The 18,185-nt window shown below is 44.9% G+C and carries 13 protein-coding genes; 9 read left to right on the top strand and 4 right to left on the bottom strand.

Features of this window, described 5'->3' with window-relative positions; genetic code table 11:
* Positions 1 to 112: 112 nt before the first annotated feature.
* The 4 genes from EKG39_RS00755 to EKG39_RS00740 are packed head-to-tail and all read right to left on the bottom strand — an operon-like array spanning position 113 to position 6,685.
* Positions 113 to 1,135, bottom strand: a complete 1,023-nt coding sequence (locus EKG39_RS00755) for a GGDEF domain-containing response regulator (protein ID WP_246028384.1) — start codon at positions 1,133 to 1,135, stop codon at positions 113 to 115.
* Entirely contained in the window at positions 1,135 to 1,716 is a 582-nt protein-coding gene (locus tag EKG39_RS00750) for a chemotaxis protein CheB (RefSeq protein ID WP_126503298.1), read from the bottom strand. The genes EKG39_RS00755 and EKG39_RS00750 overlap by 1 nt, the downstream gene beginning before the upstream one ends.
* Before the next feature lie 3 nt (positions 1,717 to 1,719).
* A complete protein-coding gene (locus tag EKG39_RS00745) occupies positions 1,720 to 2,559 on the bottom strand; it encodes a CheR family methyltransferase (protein WP_126503296.1) in 840 nt (279 codons plus the stop codon).
* 1 nt (position 2,560) lies between these two features.
* On the bottom strand, positions 2,561 to 6,685 hold the full coding sequence (locus EKG39_RS00740; protein ID WP_126503294.1) for a response regulator: 4,125 nt from the start codon (positions 6,683 to 6,685) through the stop codon (positions 2,561 to 2,563).
* Between the two features lie 306 nt (positions 6,686 to 6,991).
* Between EKG39_RS00740 and EKG39_RS00735 the strand changes: the two genes are divergently transcribed.
* From EKG39_RS00735 to EKG39_RS00695, 9 genes are all read left to right on the top strand, one after another.
* Positions 6,992 to 8,155, top strand: a complete 1,164-nt coding sequence (locus EKG39_RS00735) for a 4-phosphoerythronate dehydrogenase (protein ID WP_126503292.1) — start codon at positions 6,992 to 6,994, stop codon at positions 8,153 to 8,155.
* 2 nt (positions 8,156 to 8,157) lie between these two features.
* Positions 8,158 to 9,174: an aspartate-semialdehyde dehydrogenase gene (locus EKG39_RS00730; RefSeq protein WP_126503290.1), complete on the top strand. Its 1,017-nt coding sequence runs from the start codon at positions 8,158 to 8,160 to the stop codon at positions 9,172 to 9,174.
* 213 nt (positions 9,175 to 9,387) lie between these two features.
* Positions 9,388 to 12,363 carry a FimV/HubP family polar landmark protein gene (locus tag EKG39_RS00725; RefSeq protein ID WP_126503288.1) on the top strand — a complete coding sequence of 992 codons (2,976 nt, stop codon included), beginning with the start codon at positions 9,388 to 9,390 and terminating at the stop codon, positions 12,361 to 12,363.
* 136 nt (positions 12,364 to 12,499) lie between these two features.
* On the top strand, positions 12,500 to 13,285 hold the full coding sequence (gene truA / locus EKG39_RS00720; protein WP_126503286.1) for a tRNA pseudouridine(38-40) synthase TruA: 786 nt from the start codon (positions 12,500 to 12,502) through the stop codon (positions 13,283 to 13,285).
* A 74-nt stretch (positions 13,286 to 13,359) separates the two neighbouring features.
* Positions 13,360 to 14,619, top strand: coding sequence for a bifunctional tetrahydrofolate synthase/dihydrofolate synthase (gene folC, locus EKG39_RS00715; protein WP_126503284.1), 1,260 nt, complete (start codon positions 13,360 to 13,362; stop codon positions 14,617 to 14,619).
* A gap of 25 nt (positions 14,620 to 14,644) precedes the next feature.
* Positions 14,645 to 15,247 carry an SPOR domain-containing protein gene (locus EKG39_RS00710; protein WP_126503282.1) on the top strand — a complete coding sequence of 201 codons (603 nt, stop codon included), beginning with the start codon at positions 14,645 to 14,647 and terminating at the stop codon, positions 15,245 to 15,247.
* 113 nt (positions 15,248 to 15,360) lie between these two features.
* A complete protein-coding gene (locus tag EKG39_RS00705; protein ID WP_126503280.1) occupies positions 15,361 to 15,849 on the top strand; it encodes a CvpA family protein in 489 nt (162 codons plus the stop codon).
* Between the two features lie 101 nt (positions 15,850 to 15,950).
* A complete protein-coding gene (purF, locus tag EKG39_RS00700) occupies positions 15,951 to 17,465 on the top strand; it encodes an amidophosphoribosyltransferase (protein ID WP_126503278.1) in 1,515 nt (504 codons plus the stop codon).
* Positions 17,466 to 17,697: 232 nt separating this feature from the next.
* Entirely contained in the window at positions 17,698 to 18,174 is a 477-nt protein-coding gene (locus tag EKG39_RS00695; protein WP_126503276.1) for a two pore domain potassium channel family protein, read from the top strand.
* Positions 18,175 to 18,185 lie beyond the last annotated feature (11 nt).

Here is an 18,185-nt window from a genome sequence, read left to right as displayed (position 1 = left end):
GGCTATCTCGTAGTAAGAGCTACCTATTTGTCGGATAACAAGTAGGTAAAATACCTGCGGTGGTTTCAAACAAAGTCTACATCTTTTTATGATACGCAATCGATGCGCCACTTTACATGGCTAAGGACTCCTCTTCTCCATGTTTCAGCAGCTTTAATGTCGAGCCGTTTCGGCCTCTTTTCTTCGATTCATACAAAGCTTCATCTACGGCTTTCATCAGGAATTTTGGGGTTATTTCACGCTTTGGTATTATAGAGCTAACGCCGAAACTTGCAGTGACCTTGTTAAACTGTGTCTCGTGGGGAATATTCAAATTCTCAATAGCGAGGCGAGCACGCTCTGCAACCAACATTGCGCCATCGCCATCGGTATCCGGTAATATTACTGCGAACTCTTCACCGCCAATTCTTGCTATTTTATCTAAATGACGTATATCCATCGCTTGTAGCGCACTTGCAATAGTACGCAGACAATCATCACCCTTGTGGTGACCATAGGTGTCGTTATAGAGTTTAAAATGATCTATATCTAACATTACCAGAGAAATAGGGTTTTGTGACCGTGATGCTCGTTGCCATTCTTCTAAATAAATATCATCAAATTTACGGCGGTTATATAAACTCGTTAACCCATCTGTTGTAGACAACATGAGAAGCTGTTCATTGGTTTCTTCCAACTGCTGCTGTAGTTCTTCCAATTCGGCTAGTTTCTGATCAAACTCTAACGTTTTAAGTTTAAGTGCATGTTTTTGATTGAATAAATCAACAAAAACACCAACCTTACTACGAAAAATACTCGCATTAAGTGGCTTCAATAAATAATCCACTGCACCGGCTTCGTACCCTTTGAATATCAGCGCATCGCCCCTGGATTCTGCAGTCACGAAAATAATAGGAATTTGTTTAGTTCTACTGTTCCCCCGCATCAATTCGGCGACTTCGTAACCATCCATATCAGGCATTTTCACGTCCAGTAGCACTAACGCAAAGTCATTATCTAATAAGTGTGCCAATGCCTCTTTACCAGAAGACGCTCTTATCAAATCCACATCAAAGTGCTCAAGTAACCGCTCTAATGTTATGAGGTTTTCGAGCTTATCATCGACAATCAATATATTTGGGTTGTTACTTTTCATTAGCATTCGCATATTTCATTTAAAAATTCGCCGATCTCTTCCAGAGGAAGAATATGATCAACACAAGCCGTCTGTATTGCAGCAGCTGGCATAGCTGGTGCTTCTGAAGTTTCAATGGTTTGTACAACCGTTAAGCCACCACGCTCTTTGATCTTTTTCAGCCCTAAAGCGCCATCAGAATTGGCCCCGGTAAGTACAATACCGATTAGTTCCTTGCCAAAATAATCTGCTGCACTTTCAAATAACACATCAATGGATGGCCTTGAAAAGTTCACCGGAGGATCAATGGATAGTGCAACGCAACCATCATATTCAACCAATAGATGATAATTGGGTGGCGCAATATAAAAATAACCTCGCTTGATAGGCTCTTTATCATCAGCTTCTTTAACCTTTAAAGCACACTTGTCTTCAAAGTGAGTCGCTAAATAACTTTGTGTATGTGGGCTAATATGCTGCACTAAAAGAATGGGTAAACAAAATGATGTTTTAAGCTCTTTAAGTACCGTCTCAACGGCAGCCAAGCCTCCTGCGGACGCACCAATCACTACTGCTCGATAATGTGTACCATTACAGTTCATCAGTTATCCCTCTCTTTTTTTCCGGTAAATCTTTTCTCTTTCTGAAACTAATTCAAATTTAGATGCAACATCAGAAAATCGTAGACTTTCTTTAGAGCCCAAACACAGAAAACCACCGGGAACCAGGCTCTCATAAAATAGATTAAAGACTCTATTTTGTAATTCACGGTTAAAATAGATCAGCACATTGCGACAAAATATTAAGTGCATCTCGCCAAAAACCCCATCGGTTGCCAGATTATGAGGTGAGAATAAAATTTTCTCTTTTAATTGCGATTTTATAATGACGCTATCGTAATCGGCAGTGTAATAGTCTGAAAATGATGTTGCGCCATTTGCCGCCTGGTAATTGGTCGTATATTGGCGCACCACATCCATGGGATAAATCCCATTTTTGGCTTTTTCTAATATGGCCTCATTAAAGTCAGTTGCGTATAACTGTGTACGCTCCCGCATTAAGGCCTCTTCAAGCATAATCGCCATCGAATATACTTCTTGTCCTGCCGAGCAGCCTGCATGCCACACTTTTACGAATGGATAAGTTTGTAAGTGAGGGAAAACTAATTCTCTGACTTTTTGATAAAACCAAGGGTCACGAAACATCTCAGTGACGTTAATGGATAAGTCCAACAACAGCTGCTCAAAAAAAGCAGGCTCATGTATCACCTTATGCTGCATGGATGAGTAATTTGTCATCCCTTCCCGGGCTCGCCTGTATTCTAGCCTTCTACGGGTATGTGCTACAGAATATTCTCTAAAATCATAACCATATTTACGGTAAATCGCTTCTAGCAAGAGTTGGATTTCTAAATACTCGTTTTCTGTTTTGTTCTCTTCAAACATATCAGTACAACCACACTCGTAACATAGACAGTAATTTATCTGTATCGACCGGTTTAGCTAAATAATCACTGGCTCCAGCCTCAATACACTTACTTCGGTCGCCTTTCATCGCTTTAGCTGTCAGAGCTATAATAGGTAGTTTCTTATATTTACGTTTTTTACGGATCTCTTTCATTGCATCATAGCCATCCATTTTTGGCATCATTATGTCCATTAAGATGAGGGCTATATCCGGGTTTTGGTCCAGTTTTTCGATACTTTCCAGGCCATCGCGACCAACGACGATTTCAATACCTTTGTCTTCTAAAATGCTTGATAACGCAAAAACATTGCGCATATCATCATCGACTAACAACACTTTCTTACCGGCCAAGACGGTTTCTTTATCATGTACCGCTTTTAACATTCCCCGTTGCTCTGCCGGTAGACGAGACTCGACCCGATGTAAAAAGAGTGCTGATTCATCAAGTAAGCGCTCCGGTGACTTAACCCCTTTAATTATGATGCTCTCGGCATAGCGGCTAAGCTCTTTCTCTTCGTCTATCGTTAACTCGCGACCTGTATAGACGATGATTGGTACTCTGGCTGCAGAGTCACTGCGCCGTATCTTGTCGAGCAACTCAAACCCGGATAGATCTTCAAGGCCTAAATCTAAGATCATACAGTCGTATCGATTTGTCTCCAGCTCTTGTAGTGCTTGTTTTCCCGTCGCCACGCCGACAATGTGAATATCACCTTCACCCAGTAACTGGCGAATACTCTCCCTTTGAATTTCGTCATCTTCGACAATCAGTAATTTCTTAACTGACTTAGCGATGATCTCTTCAATATCGCCAAACGTTTTATTAAGTTTATTCAGGTCTACCGGCTTAGTTAGATATCCAATTGCCCCCATTCTCATTGCATCGAGATTATCATCGCTCGCCGACATGAAGTGCACTGGTATATGGCGTAACTCTGAGTTCTCTTTTAAGCGCTCCATCACTGTCCAACCATCGATGCCGGGTAGCCCAATATCTAAAATAATTGCACTAGGTTTATAGTAATCGGCGAAATGTAATCCTGTTTCGCCTGTTTCAGCGACAATACATTTAAAGCCTCTTTCTCTGCCAAAATCACGCATCACACCGGCAAAGGCGCGATCATCTTCAATGATCAGCAAGGTTTGATCTTCGGCGGCAATCGATAACCTATCGTCATCGATATAACTTTCGTCTTTTACGTTTAGCTTTACACTAGGGATTGCAGCCGCTTGGGATATTAGCTGCAGATCTGTGTTTTCTGCCTGTTTATTAGTGTCAATATCGGCATCTTTTGTAGCTTGGATATTTTTTGGGGGCAGCTCTTCTGATTCTGGTGTGCTTTTTTCCATGACCGGAAAACCCAAAATGCTATTATCGGCTTCTATATCTTTGGGTTGGTATTCAAAAGGCAGTACAACGGTAAATGCACAACCTTTGCCTTCGTCGCTTTTCAGTAAGATAGTCCCACCTAATAGATGAGTAAGCTCTTTAGATATCGATAAACCCAGACCTGTGCCACCATATTTTCGACTCGTGCTGCCGTCCGCCTGCTGAAACGCCTGGAAGATGCCTAATTGCTTCTCTTTTTTAATTCCTATTCCGTCATCTTTTACCGTAAAGGCGACTAAAGATTGTTTAGGCTGTTGCATGCGTGCAGCAACTTCATTTGTTGGCTGGGTAATGCTAAGAGTTACTGCGCCTTCATGGGTAAACTTAAACGCATTGGTTAGTAGATTGCGCAAGATTTGTTGTAATCGCAACGAGTCGGTTTTGATTGCATCCGGCAGATCGGCTGCAAGAGCAATATCGAAATCCAGTCCTTTCTCAACAGCGATATCTTTGTATAAGCGATTAATATCTTGCTCTATCTCTTGGAAGCTCACATCTTCAATTTGCAGTTCGACTTTACCCGCTTCAACCTTGGACAGATCCAAAACTTCATTAATCAGCGATAGTAGATCAGAACCTGAGGAGTTAATGGCTTTGGCTGATTCAATCTGTTTATCATTTAAGTTGCCGGCTTTGTTACCGGCAAGTAGTTGGGATAAAATGAGAATACTGTTGAGTGGGGTCCTCAGTTCATGGGACATATTCGCTAAAAATTCAGACTTGTACTTACTTGCGCTTGCTAACTCTTTCGCTTTTTCTTCCACGACATTTTGAGCTAAATGCAGTTGATCATTTTTCCCCTGCATCTCAACTTGCTGCTCTTCCAGTGCTTTAGTTCGCTCTTCCAGCTCTTCGTTAGTAACGCGAAGTTCTTCCTGTTGAGCTTGTAGCTCAGCTTCTGACTCTTTAAGCACCTTAGTTTGCTCTTCCAGCTCCTCATTGGTGACTCGTAACTCTTCTTGTTGGTTTTGCAATGCTTGTTCAGATTCTTTCAAGCCATCATTGGCTTTACTTAGGTTCTCTTGTTGTTTTTGCGCTTGTTCTAATAATGTACGAATGACTAAGCGAGCATTTGCAGCATCAAAAAGTATGGCCGCACTATTAATGACATCCTTTACAAATTGCTTTTGCAGTGATGTAAAAGGTGCCGTTGAGCCAAGTAGCACTACGCCAACGAGATGACCATCCACAATTAAGGGAACCGACATAAAGCTCTTTAAGCTTGTCTCTCCAACGCCATAGTTTAATGTGGGGGCAGCATGAGTCATGTCAGAGAATATAATGGTCTCCTGTTCTAATGCTGCTTGTCCTACCATGCCTTCCCCAAGTTCAAGTTGGTTGAAATTGCCTTGTCTGTCGGTAAAGCAATAACTGGCTCTGAGGTGTAATTTTTCCTCTTCAAATAGGTATAAGGCCCCTAGCTGACAACCCATATGTTTAGTAAAGAAATTAATAAATAAGCTGGAGAGTTCTGATAGCTCAATGTCACCACGTAATTTATCATCTAACCCTTCTTTACCTGACTTGATCCAATCAAGCTCACGCAGTTGTACGGCCATACCATTTAAGGCAATACCAAGATCACCAAGTTCATCTTTACGTTGTAAGGTCAATTTTGAACTTAAGGTGCCAGCAGAGATATCTTTGGCAAACTTCATCGATTCAATAAGTGGCTCTGTGACCGAACGAGAAAATTTAACGGCTACAAATATCACTAAAAAAATCAATGCTATAGTCGCCAGGACAACCGCCTGGTAAAGCGATGTAATAGGGCGGGTTACTTCATCTTCATTGATTTTTGAAATGAGATACCATTGATACCCTGGTACATTGAGTTGGTTAAAAACGACCAAAACGGGATTGCCGGAACTATCAATGTAGGTATCTTTCCCCCCACTGATGCCCGCCGCTATTGCATCAATCCAGTAATCTAAGTCCTTTTCAAATCTATAACCTACGTTATAGTTGCCATTGCCCATTGTAGTGATATCACTGCGTAACTCTATCTGGCTATCCCGGTTATCTAATCCAATAATGTATGACTCACCCGTTTCCCCCATACCAACACGAGAATTGACAATGTTGTTGACTAAGCCGGGTAAAACTCTCACTGCAATGACGGCGGCTATTTCTCCATTAGCGTTCCAAATAGGGCTGGATAAGTAAGCATTTTGCTGACGCTTCAAGTCCTCATTGCCATTTGATACACCAAAGTCAGAAAAAGTGGGTTTGCGGCTGTTAACTGTTTTTGACCAAGCTCGCCTGAGGGCCGGATCACCAGTATATTGACTGAGCTTGATCCCAACTCTGTTTCTATTCATCAATGAATAAAGCAACTCTCCCGATTCAGGCTCGAGAATAACCAGATCATCGTAACCATAATCGTCTAAAAAGGAGGTAAAGAAGGTGTCGTAGCGGGACGCAATCACTGAGGGTAATATTTCGTGATCACTGCTCACCTGTTCTATAAATTCACTCAGCTCTCCTGTGTGAGCTAATGTATCTAACCCAGATAAGCGTTCGCGGAAAAAATCATCAATTGCCGAGATCCTCAATGATTGTATTGAACTGAGTCCTTGATATGATTTTTCAATCAGTGCCTCTGAGCTTAACCGACTGCTATGAATTGCCACTGCAATCATAGGTAAAATACCAAATACAAGTAACAATCCGAGCATTTTTGGACGAAGACGAATGTCTGCGAATTTGAACATTAACACACCTGAGTAGAGCATAAGTTTTTATTAATGTTACTTTCTACTAAGCCGCGAACTTACTCAACTCCTTAACAAGATAACTTTGATCTTAATCTGTTTTTTAAATCAAAATAACGAATTAAACATAAATTCAAAAAACATGCTGATTAAATTTGATAGATAAAAATGGGAAAAGAGATCCAGCAATCAGGCTCAAATTAAAATAATGCAATACAGAAAATGTAGCCAGCTTCATTCTCAAGCTGCGGCCATATTTGATAGAATGCGCCTTCTCACTTATTCGGGTCATTTTTAGGAACCATTATGAAGATCCTTGCCGATGAAAATATGCCTTATGTGGAACAGCTCTTTGGTGATCTAGGGACTATAGAAGCCGTTAATGGCCGCACATTAACCCCGCAGCAGATTAAAGATGCCGATGTCTTGCTGGTTCGTTCGGTGACTAAGGTTGATCAGGCACTGCTGTCACTCAATACAGGGCTTAAGTTTGTCGGGAGTGCCACCATAGGCACAGATCATATCGACCAGAACTACCTTGCCAGTAAAGGAATCCCCTTCACCAACGCGCCGGGGTGTAATGCCACTGCGGTGGGTGAGTTTGCCTTTATTGCCATGCTGGAACTGGCCAAACGTTTCGGTACCAAGCTAAAAGGCAAGGTCGTGGGAATTGTCGGTGCGGGCAATACCGGCTCGGCGGTGGCTAAGTGTCTCGAGGCCTATGGTGTCGAGGTGCTGCTGAACGATCCACTCATCGAAGCAGACGATCCGCGTGAGTTTGTCTCCCTGGAGGAGTTAATCGCCAGAGCCAATGTCATTAGCTTACATGTCCCTCTGACTAAAGATGGTGCACATAAGACCTGGTATCTGTTTGATGAGCAGAGGCTGCAAAGTTTAATGCCTGATGTATGGCTGCTTAACTGCTGCAGAGGGGAGGTTATTGATAACCGCGCCCTGATAAAGGTTAAGCGCCGGAGGCCGGATATCAAACTCGTACTTGATGTATGGGAAGGTGAACCCGACCCTATGCTTGAGCTGGTGCCCTATGTCGAGTTAGCGACGCCTCATATTGCGGGTTATAGTCTGGAAGGGAAGGCACGTGGCACTTATATGTTATATCAAAAATTGATGGCGGTGCTGGGTCTTGATGCAGATAAGTCGATGACATCTTTGTTGCCTGCGCTTTGGTCACAGCAGGTGTCATTGGATGAACTCCCCTCAGAGAAGGCATTGCTTCAACTGTCCCGTTTTGTCTATGACCTTCGCGACGACGATGAGTTGTTTCGGCAAACTATGCTTGATGATTCTTCAATAAAACCGCTTGAAAATTCCGCTAATAACAATGGGTTTGACCTTATGAGAAAAAATCACAAGCATAGACGTGAATTTAGTGCGTTAAAGCTAGCAACTGCGGGGCAATCTGATGTAGATTGGTTGTTCAAATTAGGGTTTTCAGGAGTTGGTCGGTAATTATGTCACAAGAATTTAATGTTGTCGTTTTAGGTGCATCGGGCGCAGTCGGTCAAACAATGATCGAGATCCTCGAAGAGCGCAATTTCCCCGTTGCAAATTTATACCCTCTAGCCAGTAGCCGTAGTGCTGGTGATACGGTCACCTTCCACGGTAAACAGGTAGAAATTCTTGATGTTGATACCTTTGACTGGTCTCAAGCACAGATAGGTTTCTTCTCTGCAGGTGGTGATGTATCGGCTAAATGGGCGCCGATAGCAGCCGAAAATGGCTGTGTTGTTATCGATAATACCTCCCACTTCAGATATGACATCGATATTCCGTTAGTGATACCAGAAGTTAATCCGGAGGCGATTGCAGATTTCCGTAACAGAAATATCATCGCTAACCCTAACTGCTCGACTATTCAGATGTTGGTTGCGCTTAAGCCTATTTATGATGCCTATGGGATCTCTCGAATCAACGTTGCGACCTATCAGTCGGTATCGGGTTCGGGTAAACAAGCTATCGAAGAGTTGGCGAGTCAGTGTGCCAAGTTACTTCAAGGCTTGCCGGTAGAGCCAAAAGCTTATCCAAAGCAGATTGCGTTTAACGCCCTGCCGCAGATCGATAAGTTTATGGATAACGGTTACACCAAAGAAGAGATGAAGATGGTCTGGGAAACGCAGAAAATCTTCGGTGATGACAATATTGTCGTTAACCCGACTGCGGTACGTGTCCCTGTTTTCCACGGTCATTCTGAAGCGGTTCACCTTGAGACACTTCAGCCTGTTGACGCTGAAGATGTTAAGGCTGTGTTACGAGGGGCTGCCGGTGTAGAGCTATTTGAATCCGATGAAGAGTATCCAACGGTTGTGACCGATGCCGCCGGAACCGATCCTGTTTTTGTGGGCCGCGTTCGTAAAGATATCTCCCATGATAATGGCATTAATTTATGGGTTGTCTCTGATAACATTAGGAAAGGTGCAGCACTTAACAGCATTCAGATTGCCGAAGTGTTAATCCGCGATTATTACTGACCCCGGCTCGATGTAGCGCTGATTTATACAGAAATCGAGCTATTTAGACTAAAAAGCCTGCATATTGCAGGCTTTTTTTGTTTTAGCACTTGTTTTTGAATTGTGAACAGTAGCAGACCTGTGATTTCTGGTTTATAGTAATCTCAATAAATACAAATGCCTAAAGCTATGCTGTTTAAAGGCAGCACCACTGCGCTTGAAAGGGAAGAATTAATGAACTTTCGCACTTCGTATCTCGTCGGTCTGATGGCCTCAGCTCTACTCGTTTTTACTGCTAACCCGCTAAATCTGGCCCATGCCGCAGATCCTTTGAAGATCACGGGTCCCGATGGCGAGGTGAGGGAAACGAACCGGCAATATGGACCGACTCGCTCCTCCGACACCTTCTGGAGTATTGCGCAGAAAGTCAGGCCTGATAATAGTGTCGATATCTATCAGGTTATGGCAGCAATTTTTGATGCCAATCCCCATGCATTTTCAAACGCCAACTACAACAGTTTAGAGAGAGGGATGATACTACTCATCCCGTCTAAAGCGGTGATGTTAGCGATCCCTAAGAGCATGGCAAAGGAGCGCGCCGCCCGCGATGATAAAGGCTGGAGAAAGGCGACCTCCACACCAACAACTTCTTCTCAACCTAAGCCGGTAACTCTCCCCGAAACTCCCCCGAGTGTAACTAAGCCCGTTACCGAAACGGCCACTTCGTCAACGACTACGCCTGTCACTGCCGATACCGCAGATCTCGACGCCTTGACCGCTAAACTTGAGGCTGCTGAAGCTAAGGCGTTACAGCTGACCGATGAGTTAGCCAGAGCCGAAGACCAGTTAAGTCTTGGTAGTCGGGATACTGATTCACTGCAAAGTAAAATCGATGAGCTAAATGAGCAGATCGCGATTTTAGAGGAGCAGCTTCAGATAAGTAAGCAGCAAAATGAGTCGCTAAATGCCGAAGTTCAGATGCTGAAGGAACAAGTTGCCGCTCTGCAGCAACCTGAGCCCGCAGAGGACTCAGATCTTTGGCGTAACCTAATGGGGAACCCATTGCTGTTGATCCTAGGTGCCGCAATTCCTGCACTCTTAGTACTGCTCCTGTTCTGGTTATTCCTCAAGCGTCGTCGCAATGAAGGTGAGAGTAAAGAAGATAAAGAGGGGCAAGACTCAGAATCTGCTGCTCCACAGCCAATACCTGCACCAGAAAACCTGGAAGCCCCCGATGATCTAGAGGCCATGGCGGTACATCTCGATACCGATGAAGAGGAGTCGATAGATTCCTTGATGAATATTGACTCCAGTGAGTTACAGCCCGAGGTGGATATGTCTACGGATCAAGATATGTTCGTCGATTCAGGTGAATCTGCCACCAAGGAGCAAGATCTTGAAGCGGAAGCCGTTGAAGAGGAGGGACAGTCGTTAGATGACCTTTGGGCTGAGGCGATGGGAGAGCAGGATGATGAGGAGCCCAATGCCGATGCGAGTGCAGATGAGGATGATTTAGACTCACTGCTCGCCGGTTTAGATGAGGAGCCTGCACCGGTTGAGAGTGTAGCGGAAAGTAATAGCGAAATCGTATCTGCAGATGATCTGGATTCTTTATTAGCAGACTTTGACGAACCGGCGGCTGAAGTTGAAACCGACCTCTCCGATGAAATTGCTGCTGAGTTAGAGGCTGAAAATGCCGATGAAGTTGTCAGTGAAGAGGATTTGGACTCGTTACTTGCCGGTTTCGATGCCTCTCAAGATGAGCCAGATGTGGATGAAACCGAATTGGGTACCGAGCCGGATCTGAGTGATGAGATTGCGGCCGAATTAGAGGCCGATAGTGCGAATGAAACTGTCAGCGAAGAGGACTTGGACTCACTACTTGCCAGCTTCGATACACCTCAGACTGAAGCCGAGCCTGAAACTGAACCTAAGTTAACCGAAGAGATCGCGGCCGAGTTAGAGGGTGACGAAAGTAGTGCGGATGAAACTGTCAGCGAAGAGGACTTGGACTCACTACTTGCCAGCTTCGATGCTCCTCAGACTGAAGCCGAGCCTGAAACTGAACCTGAGCTAACCGACGAGATCGCTGCCGAGTTAGAGGGTGACGAAAGTAGTGCGGATGAAACTGTCAGCGAGGAGGACTTGGACTCACTACTGGCCAGCTTCGATACACCTCAGACTGAAGCCGAGCCTGAAACTGAACCTAAGCTAACCGACGATATCGCGGCCGAGTTAGAGGGTGACGAAAGTAGTGCGGATGAAACTGTCAGCGAAGAGGACTTGGACTCACTATTGGCCAGCTTCGATGCTCCTCAGACTGAAGCCGAGCCTGAATCAGAACCTGCCCCTGAATCAAAGCCTGCCGACGCTATCTCGGATGAAAAGGCGGATGAAGATGAGCTGGACTCCTTACTGGCTGATTTCGATATGAGCCGGGAGGATATCGACTCTGATATTGCACCTGAGTTGGTTGATGATAGCACTCAAAGCGGGAACGAAGCCGATGCTACTGCCACTGCGGGTAAAGATGAAGCACTCGATGCACTATTAGCCGATTTAGAGTCAGTAGATAATAAATCAAAAGCGGACCCGGTTGCTTCGAAGGGAGGCAGCGGCATGTTTGCTGATCTTAAAGGCAGTAAGAAGGTTGATGATAACAGCTTAGAGTGGGATGGCTCGTTAGCCGATTTTGATGGCAAAGGTGACAGTCCAATATCAAGCGACGATGAGCTTATCGATTCGCCTGAAAAGGTCAGCCCCGATGTAAGTGAAGAACTAGAGTTAGTGTCAGATGGGGTTGAAGAGAAGCTAACCGTCGATGAAGCCTTGGCTGCGCTCGACGCCAAAGAGAAAACGGCGTCTCCTGCGGTAGAAGTTGCGGAGCATGACCTTACCAGCTTCCAAAGTGACAATGGCTTTATCGATATTGATCGTTTACTCAATGAAGCCGATGAAGAAGTCGTCGAAACGGATCAATATAAAGAACTCGATGTTGATATGGGCGAGCTGGATAGTCTGATGGGTAACGCTTCTATGGTCGATGTCGATGATGAGGAAAACTCGGTCAATGCTAAGTTAGATTTAGCTCGCGCCTACATTGAAATTGACGATACCGATAGCGCTAAAGCCCTGCTTAAAGAAGTTCAACAGGACGGTAACGAAAGGCAACAGAGTGAAGCCGAAGGCTTGATCAAAACCTTAGATTAACTTGTCTCACTTTTTCTAAAAACGGCGCGCTAAGCGCCGTTTTTTATTATGGGACAATATGCTAGAATCCAGCGCCCAAACTAGGTTAGGTTGGCTCGATTTTCGGGTCGATGGTTAAAATGTTCAAAGAGGTTGTATGCGAGTAGCGTTAGGTATCGAATATGATGGCCGTCAGTATTTTGGCTGGCAGCGACAGGTTGAAGTTGACTCAGTACAAGCTCAGTTAGAGCGAGCCCTATCTAAGATTGCCAATGAGCCTATTACGGTTCACTGTGCTGGAAGAACAGACTCCGGCGTCCATGCCACCGGCCAGGTGGTTCACTTTGAAACGAATGCGATACGTAAAGATACGGCCTGGACCTTAGGCGTCAATGTTAATCTGCCCGATGATATAGCCGTTAAGTGGGTAAAGGTGGTCGATGATGAATTTCATGCGCGCTTCTCGGCGACGGCGAGACGCTACCGATATATGATCTATAACTATGAGTTTCGGCCCGGCATATTGCGCTCGGGCGTGAGTCATTATCGTGGCAATCTCGATGCCGATATCATGCATCAGGCTGCACAGCTGTTTGTCGGAGAGCACGACTTTACCAGTTTCAGGGCACTTCATTGTCAATCTAAGACGCCTTTCAGGCATGTTCACGAAGTGAATGTTACCCGCCAAGGCATGTATATCTGTGTCGATATTAAGGCAAATGCTTTCCTTCACCATATGGTGCGTAATATCGTCGGTACACTGTTAGAGATTGGCCAGGGTAATCAAGCTCCCGAGTGGATCACCGAACTGCTGGCTTTAAAAGATAGAAGCAAGGCGGCACCAACGGCCAAACCTAATGGGTTATATATGGTCGATGTCACGTATCCTGAGCGCTACGAGCTACCTAAGCATGCCTTGGGCCCTCTGTTTATGTTGGATTAATAGAGCAGCCTAGTATCTCTACTCGATCCACTTCGTGGTGCTATTTTTAATAATGAATTAAGAACGATAAATTTATGGCTGAAGCTCCTGCTAAAGATGCAAGTTTAGATAACTGGTTAGATTACCTTTTAGCTATCCATCCTACAGAAATTGAGATGGGGTTGACTCGTGTATCTGAGGTGGCCGATCGTCTGGGATTACGGAACCTGCCGGACACTCAAGTGATAACCGTTGCCGGCACCAACGGTAAGGGGACCACTTGTGCCTTCATCGAACAGATCTTACTCGGTGCGGGTTTAAGTGTTGGCGTCTACAGCTCGCCACATATGCTCCACTATAACGAACGAGTTCGTATTAATGGTGATGATGCTGCCGATTCGGCATTGATTGAAGCCTTCCAAGCTATCAATCATGCCCGAGATGAGATCTCTTTGAGTTTCTTCGAATTTGCGACTCTGGCTGGCCTCTATATTTTCAAATCTGTGGCACCTGATGTTATCTTGCTGGAGGTAGGATTAGGTGGCCGTTTAGATGCGACCAATATTATCGATGCCGATATTTGTGTGGTGACGTCGATCGATATCGATCATCAGGAATACCTCGGGGACACTCGAGAATTGGTTGGCCGTGAGAAGGCGGGGATTTTCCGTAACTCAAGACCGGCCATTGTCGGTGAGCCCGACATGCCCGATTCAATTTTCGATGTAGCACAAGAGGTTGGGGCAAATATCTACAGAGTTAACCAAGCATTTACTTACCAGGTTGACGCTTGCTCTCAGACCTGGAAATTTAATGGACAGAGGCTGTCACTCGATGGGATCCCTCTGCCTCAGTTACCGCTACCTAATGCAGCGACTGCCTTGGCGGTTATTGAGCATGGCTGGCCGGAGTTGTCGGTTGAGCTCATTAAAAAGGCGATAGGAGAGGCGAGACTCGGTGGTCGATTAGAGACTGTCAGTCAGGCCCCTTTGATTTTGCTCGACGTTGCCCATAATCCCCATGCAGCACGCTATCTGGCGAGCCGCCTCGAAGCGTATAAACCTAAGCGTTTATTCGCGTTATGTGGCATGCTAAAAGACAAAGATTGCACTGAAGTGATTCAGATACTCGCTCCCCGAGTCGATCATTGGTCGTTTACCAGGCTGAAAACCGAACGAAGTGCTTCGGCCGAGACATTGAGAGCAGCATTAACGAGTCAGATTGATGCGCATACATACGAGAGTGTAGATTTAGCCTGGCAGGCGATATCATCAGAGGTGAGTGATGAGGACCTGGTCATTGTCTTTGGCTCATTTTATACTGTTGCAGAATTTAAAGACTGTATAATCAATTAATTACTTTGGTTTTAAGGATAGAAAGTTGTCTAGTCATTTTCAGAACCGTCTTGTTGGTATCATAGTGCTGGTTGCCTTAGGTGTCATTTTTCTGCCCGATATTTTAGATGGTAAGAAAGAGCACCAGGTGGAGCAATTCTCTGAAATTCCACTCAGGCCGGAGGTCGAAGCTGCCTCTCTGCCAGATGAAGCCTTAGTGGCGTTAGATCTGAGTGAAAAAGAGAAAGGATTTGAGTCATCTGGTGTTGAGTCTACTCCAGCCGAATCTGTCACAGCTGGGGCTGATAAACAAATGGATAAGCCAGCTGAGTCTAAGCCAGTGGCAAAAGCAGAGCCAAAAGTCGTTACAAAAACCGAGAGTAAACCCGTCGTTAAACCTTCATCTGCCTATACCTTGCAACTGGGTAGCTTCAATAATGCGGCAAATGTTAAAGGGCTGGTAAAGCAGTTGAGAGGCAAAGGCTTCAATGCCTATACACTTCCTGCATCACCGATAGATGGCAAGCTCACTAAGGTGTTTGTCGGACCGGAGGTCTCGAAATCAAAATTGCAGTCTCTTCAATCAGGTATTGAAAAGCTGACAAAATTGAAAGGCCGTATTGTCGACTACGACCCAACGGCTTCTTAAGCAAAATCTGAAATCAGAGACGCAAACAATATATTCTCATCAATGGGGTGAGAATGTGCTCCGTCTCTGGTAAGATCGCGCCGTCTTAAACCTTCTGCTGGATCACCTTTTCAATGGTTTGGATTGATTACGCCATAATCGCCGTTATCGGAGTATCGACTTTAATTAGTCTGCTTCGCGGCTTTGCAAAAGAAGCCATGTCTCTCGTGGTTTGGTTTGCCGCTTTTTTCGTTGCGAGTCAGTTTTATCAGGACCTCGCTGTATACCTAACCCAAATGCAAGATGAAATGCTCCGCAATGGTGTCGCTATAGCGATTCTTTTTGTCGCGACTTTAATTCTTGGTGCCTTGGTGAATTATCTTATCGGTCAATTAGTCGATAAAACAGGTTTATCGGGAACGGATAGGGTTCTCGGACTCTGCTTTGGTGCCTTAAGAGGTGCCTTAATTGTGAGTGCTTTACTCTTTTTTATGGATGCTTTTACTGGAGCACCCAATACAGATTGGTGGCAGAGTTCACAACTCGTGCCCGAATTTGGCGTCGTTATTCAGTGGTTTTTTGACTACATAGAAAACACGTCTAGCTTTGTACCCAAAATATAAAATGCATATAAGCATTATCATGTTACTTCCAGCGCTCTGTAAGGCTTTTAGTAACTCAAGATTATAATTATCAGAACATCTTACAATGAGGAAGCCTACCCATGTGTGGTATCGTCGGAATAGTTGGCCGAACATCGGTTAATCAGCCTATCTATGATGCATTAACTGTACTCCAGCATCGCGGACAAGATGCTGCTGGTATCGTGACTGTTGATGGTAGTGCGTTTAGATTACGTAAAGCCAATGGTCTGGTAAAAGACGTATTCGAAGCTAAACATATGCAACGTCTGCAGGGTAATACGGGGATCGGACACGTCCGTTACCCAACTGCCGGTAGCTCTAGTGCATCAGAAGCTCAACCCTTTTATGTTAACTCACCATTTGGTATCTCATTAGCTCACAATGGTAATTTAACTAATACTCTTGAGTTGCAAGAGAGGTTGGTTAAACAGCGCCGCCATATCAACACGACATCGGATTCTGAAGTGTTATTGAATCTGTTAGCCGATGAACTGCAGCACAGCGATAGTCAGGTTTTATCTGAAGATGAAGTGTTTGATGCTATTGCTAACGTTCACTCATTGACTCGTGGCGCCTATGCTGTTGCAGCCATTATCGTAGGTCAGGGCCTGGTTGCTTTTCGTGACCCGTTTGGCATTCGCCCACTCGTGTTGGGCAAGCATGAAACTGAAAGTGGTACCGAGTATATGGTTGCCTCTGAAAGTGTTGCACTCGATGCCGTAGGTTTCGAGTTGATGCGTGATGTGGCACCGGGTGAAGCTATCTATATCACTCTCGATGGCCAGTTATTTACCCGTCAATGTGCCGAGTCGCCAAGCTACGCACCTTGTCTGTTTGAGTTTGTTTACTTTGCTCGTCCGGATTCGACCATAGATAAGGTCTCTGTCTATGGCAGTCGCGTCAACATGGGCTCTATGCTTGGCGAAAAGATTAAGAAAGAATGGGAAGACCACGACATCGATGTGGTTATCCCTATTCCGGAAACCTCTTGTGATACCGCCTTAGAAATTGCCCGAAATCTGGACCTGCCTTATCGTCAAGGCTTCGTTAAGAACCGTTATATCGGTCGGACCTTTATCATGCCGGGCCAACAGGAGCGTAAGAAGTCTGTTCGCCGTAAACTCAATGCCATTGGCGTAGAGTTTAAGGGCAAGAACGTACTCCTTGTCGATGATTCAGTGGTGCGTGGTACGACATCTGAGCAGATCATCGAGATGGCGCGTGAAGCGGGTGCTAATAAGGTTTATTTCGCCTCGGCGGCCCCTGAGATCCGCTTCCCTAACGTCTATGGCATCGACATGCCAACCACCGCCGAGTTGATTGCTCACGGTCGTGACGTAGATGAGATCAGCAAGATGATCGGTGCCGATGGCATGATTTTCCAGGATCTGGAAGACTTAGTCGAAGCCGTTCGTATGGAAAATCCTGAGATCAAACGTTTTGAGACCTCTGTTTTTGACGGTAATTACATTACCAATGATGTGGATCAGAATTATCTGGACCATATCACTCAGTTACGTAACGATGATGCTAAGGCGAATCGCAGCAAAGATATCGGCACTAACTTAGAGCTTCACAACGTCTGCCATCCCTAATCGGATGAAGGGCCACCATCGCCCCTAGCTTAGCTGATGGTGAAGTGAAACTAGATGAGATAGTAAAGCCAGCTTTCTTAACAGAAGCTGGCTTTTTTAATGTTTCATGATGTTTGCAGTTATGGATACGACAAACATTTTGTCTCTATCTTTGACATATATGGTGGTGAAAATTTATTGAACTCCTAGAGTTATAGGTGAATCTACTCGTTCATTTCTGATGGTGTCACTTATGAAAAAAACCAAACGTTCGACGCGTTTTATCAAAGATATCTCTATTCATACCCCTTTTGTGGAGATGTTGGCGCTGTTAATTTCTTTATGGTTGTTATTTTCTGCCGGTTTGTACTTTTTTGAGTCAAGTGTCGAAAACTCGTCAATACAAACTTATGGCGATGCGCTTTATTGGGGGATCGCAGCATTTTCCACGGCGGGAATAGCCGATGCTCCTGTCTCCGGTGCTGCTCATTTAATCGGTGGGCTCTGGATAGTCATAGGTTCCATGTTGTTCTTTGGCACCATAGTCGCGACGGTTACCGCCTATTTCATGAGACCAATGCAGGGGCCCCATAAACAGATCATCGACACGATAGAGTATAATCTCGAGCAACTCAATGATCTGTCTATCGATGAACTCGATCTGTTGAAAGAGACCGTTGACGGATTGATTATGCATGTCGAACACATTAAACAAAAACAGGCTAGCTAGTTGTTTACACT

This window comes from Shewanella atlantica (assembly GCF_003966265.1).
In the GTDB taxonomy this organism is placed as follows: domain Bacteria; phylum Pseudomonadota; class Gammaproteobacteria; order Enterobacterales; family Shewanellaceae; genus Shewanella; species Shewanella atlantica.
This window is presented reverse-complemented; position numbering and strand designations above follow the sequence as displayed.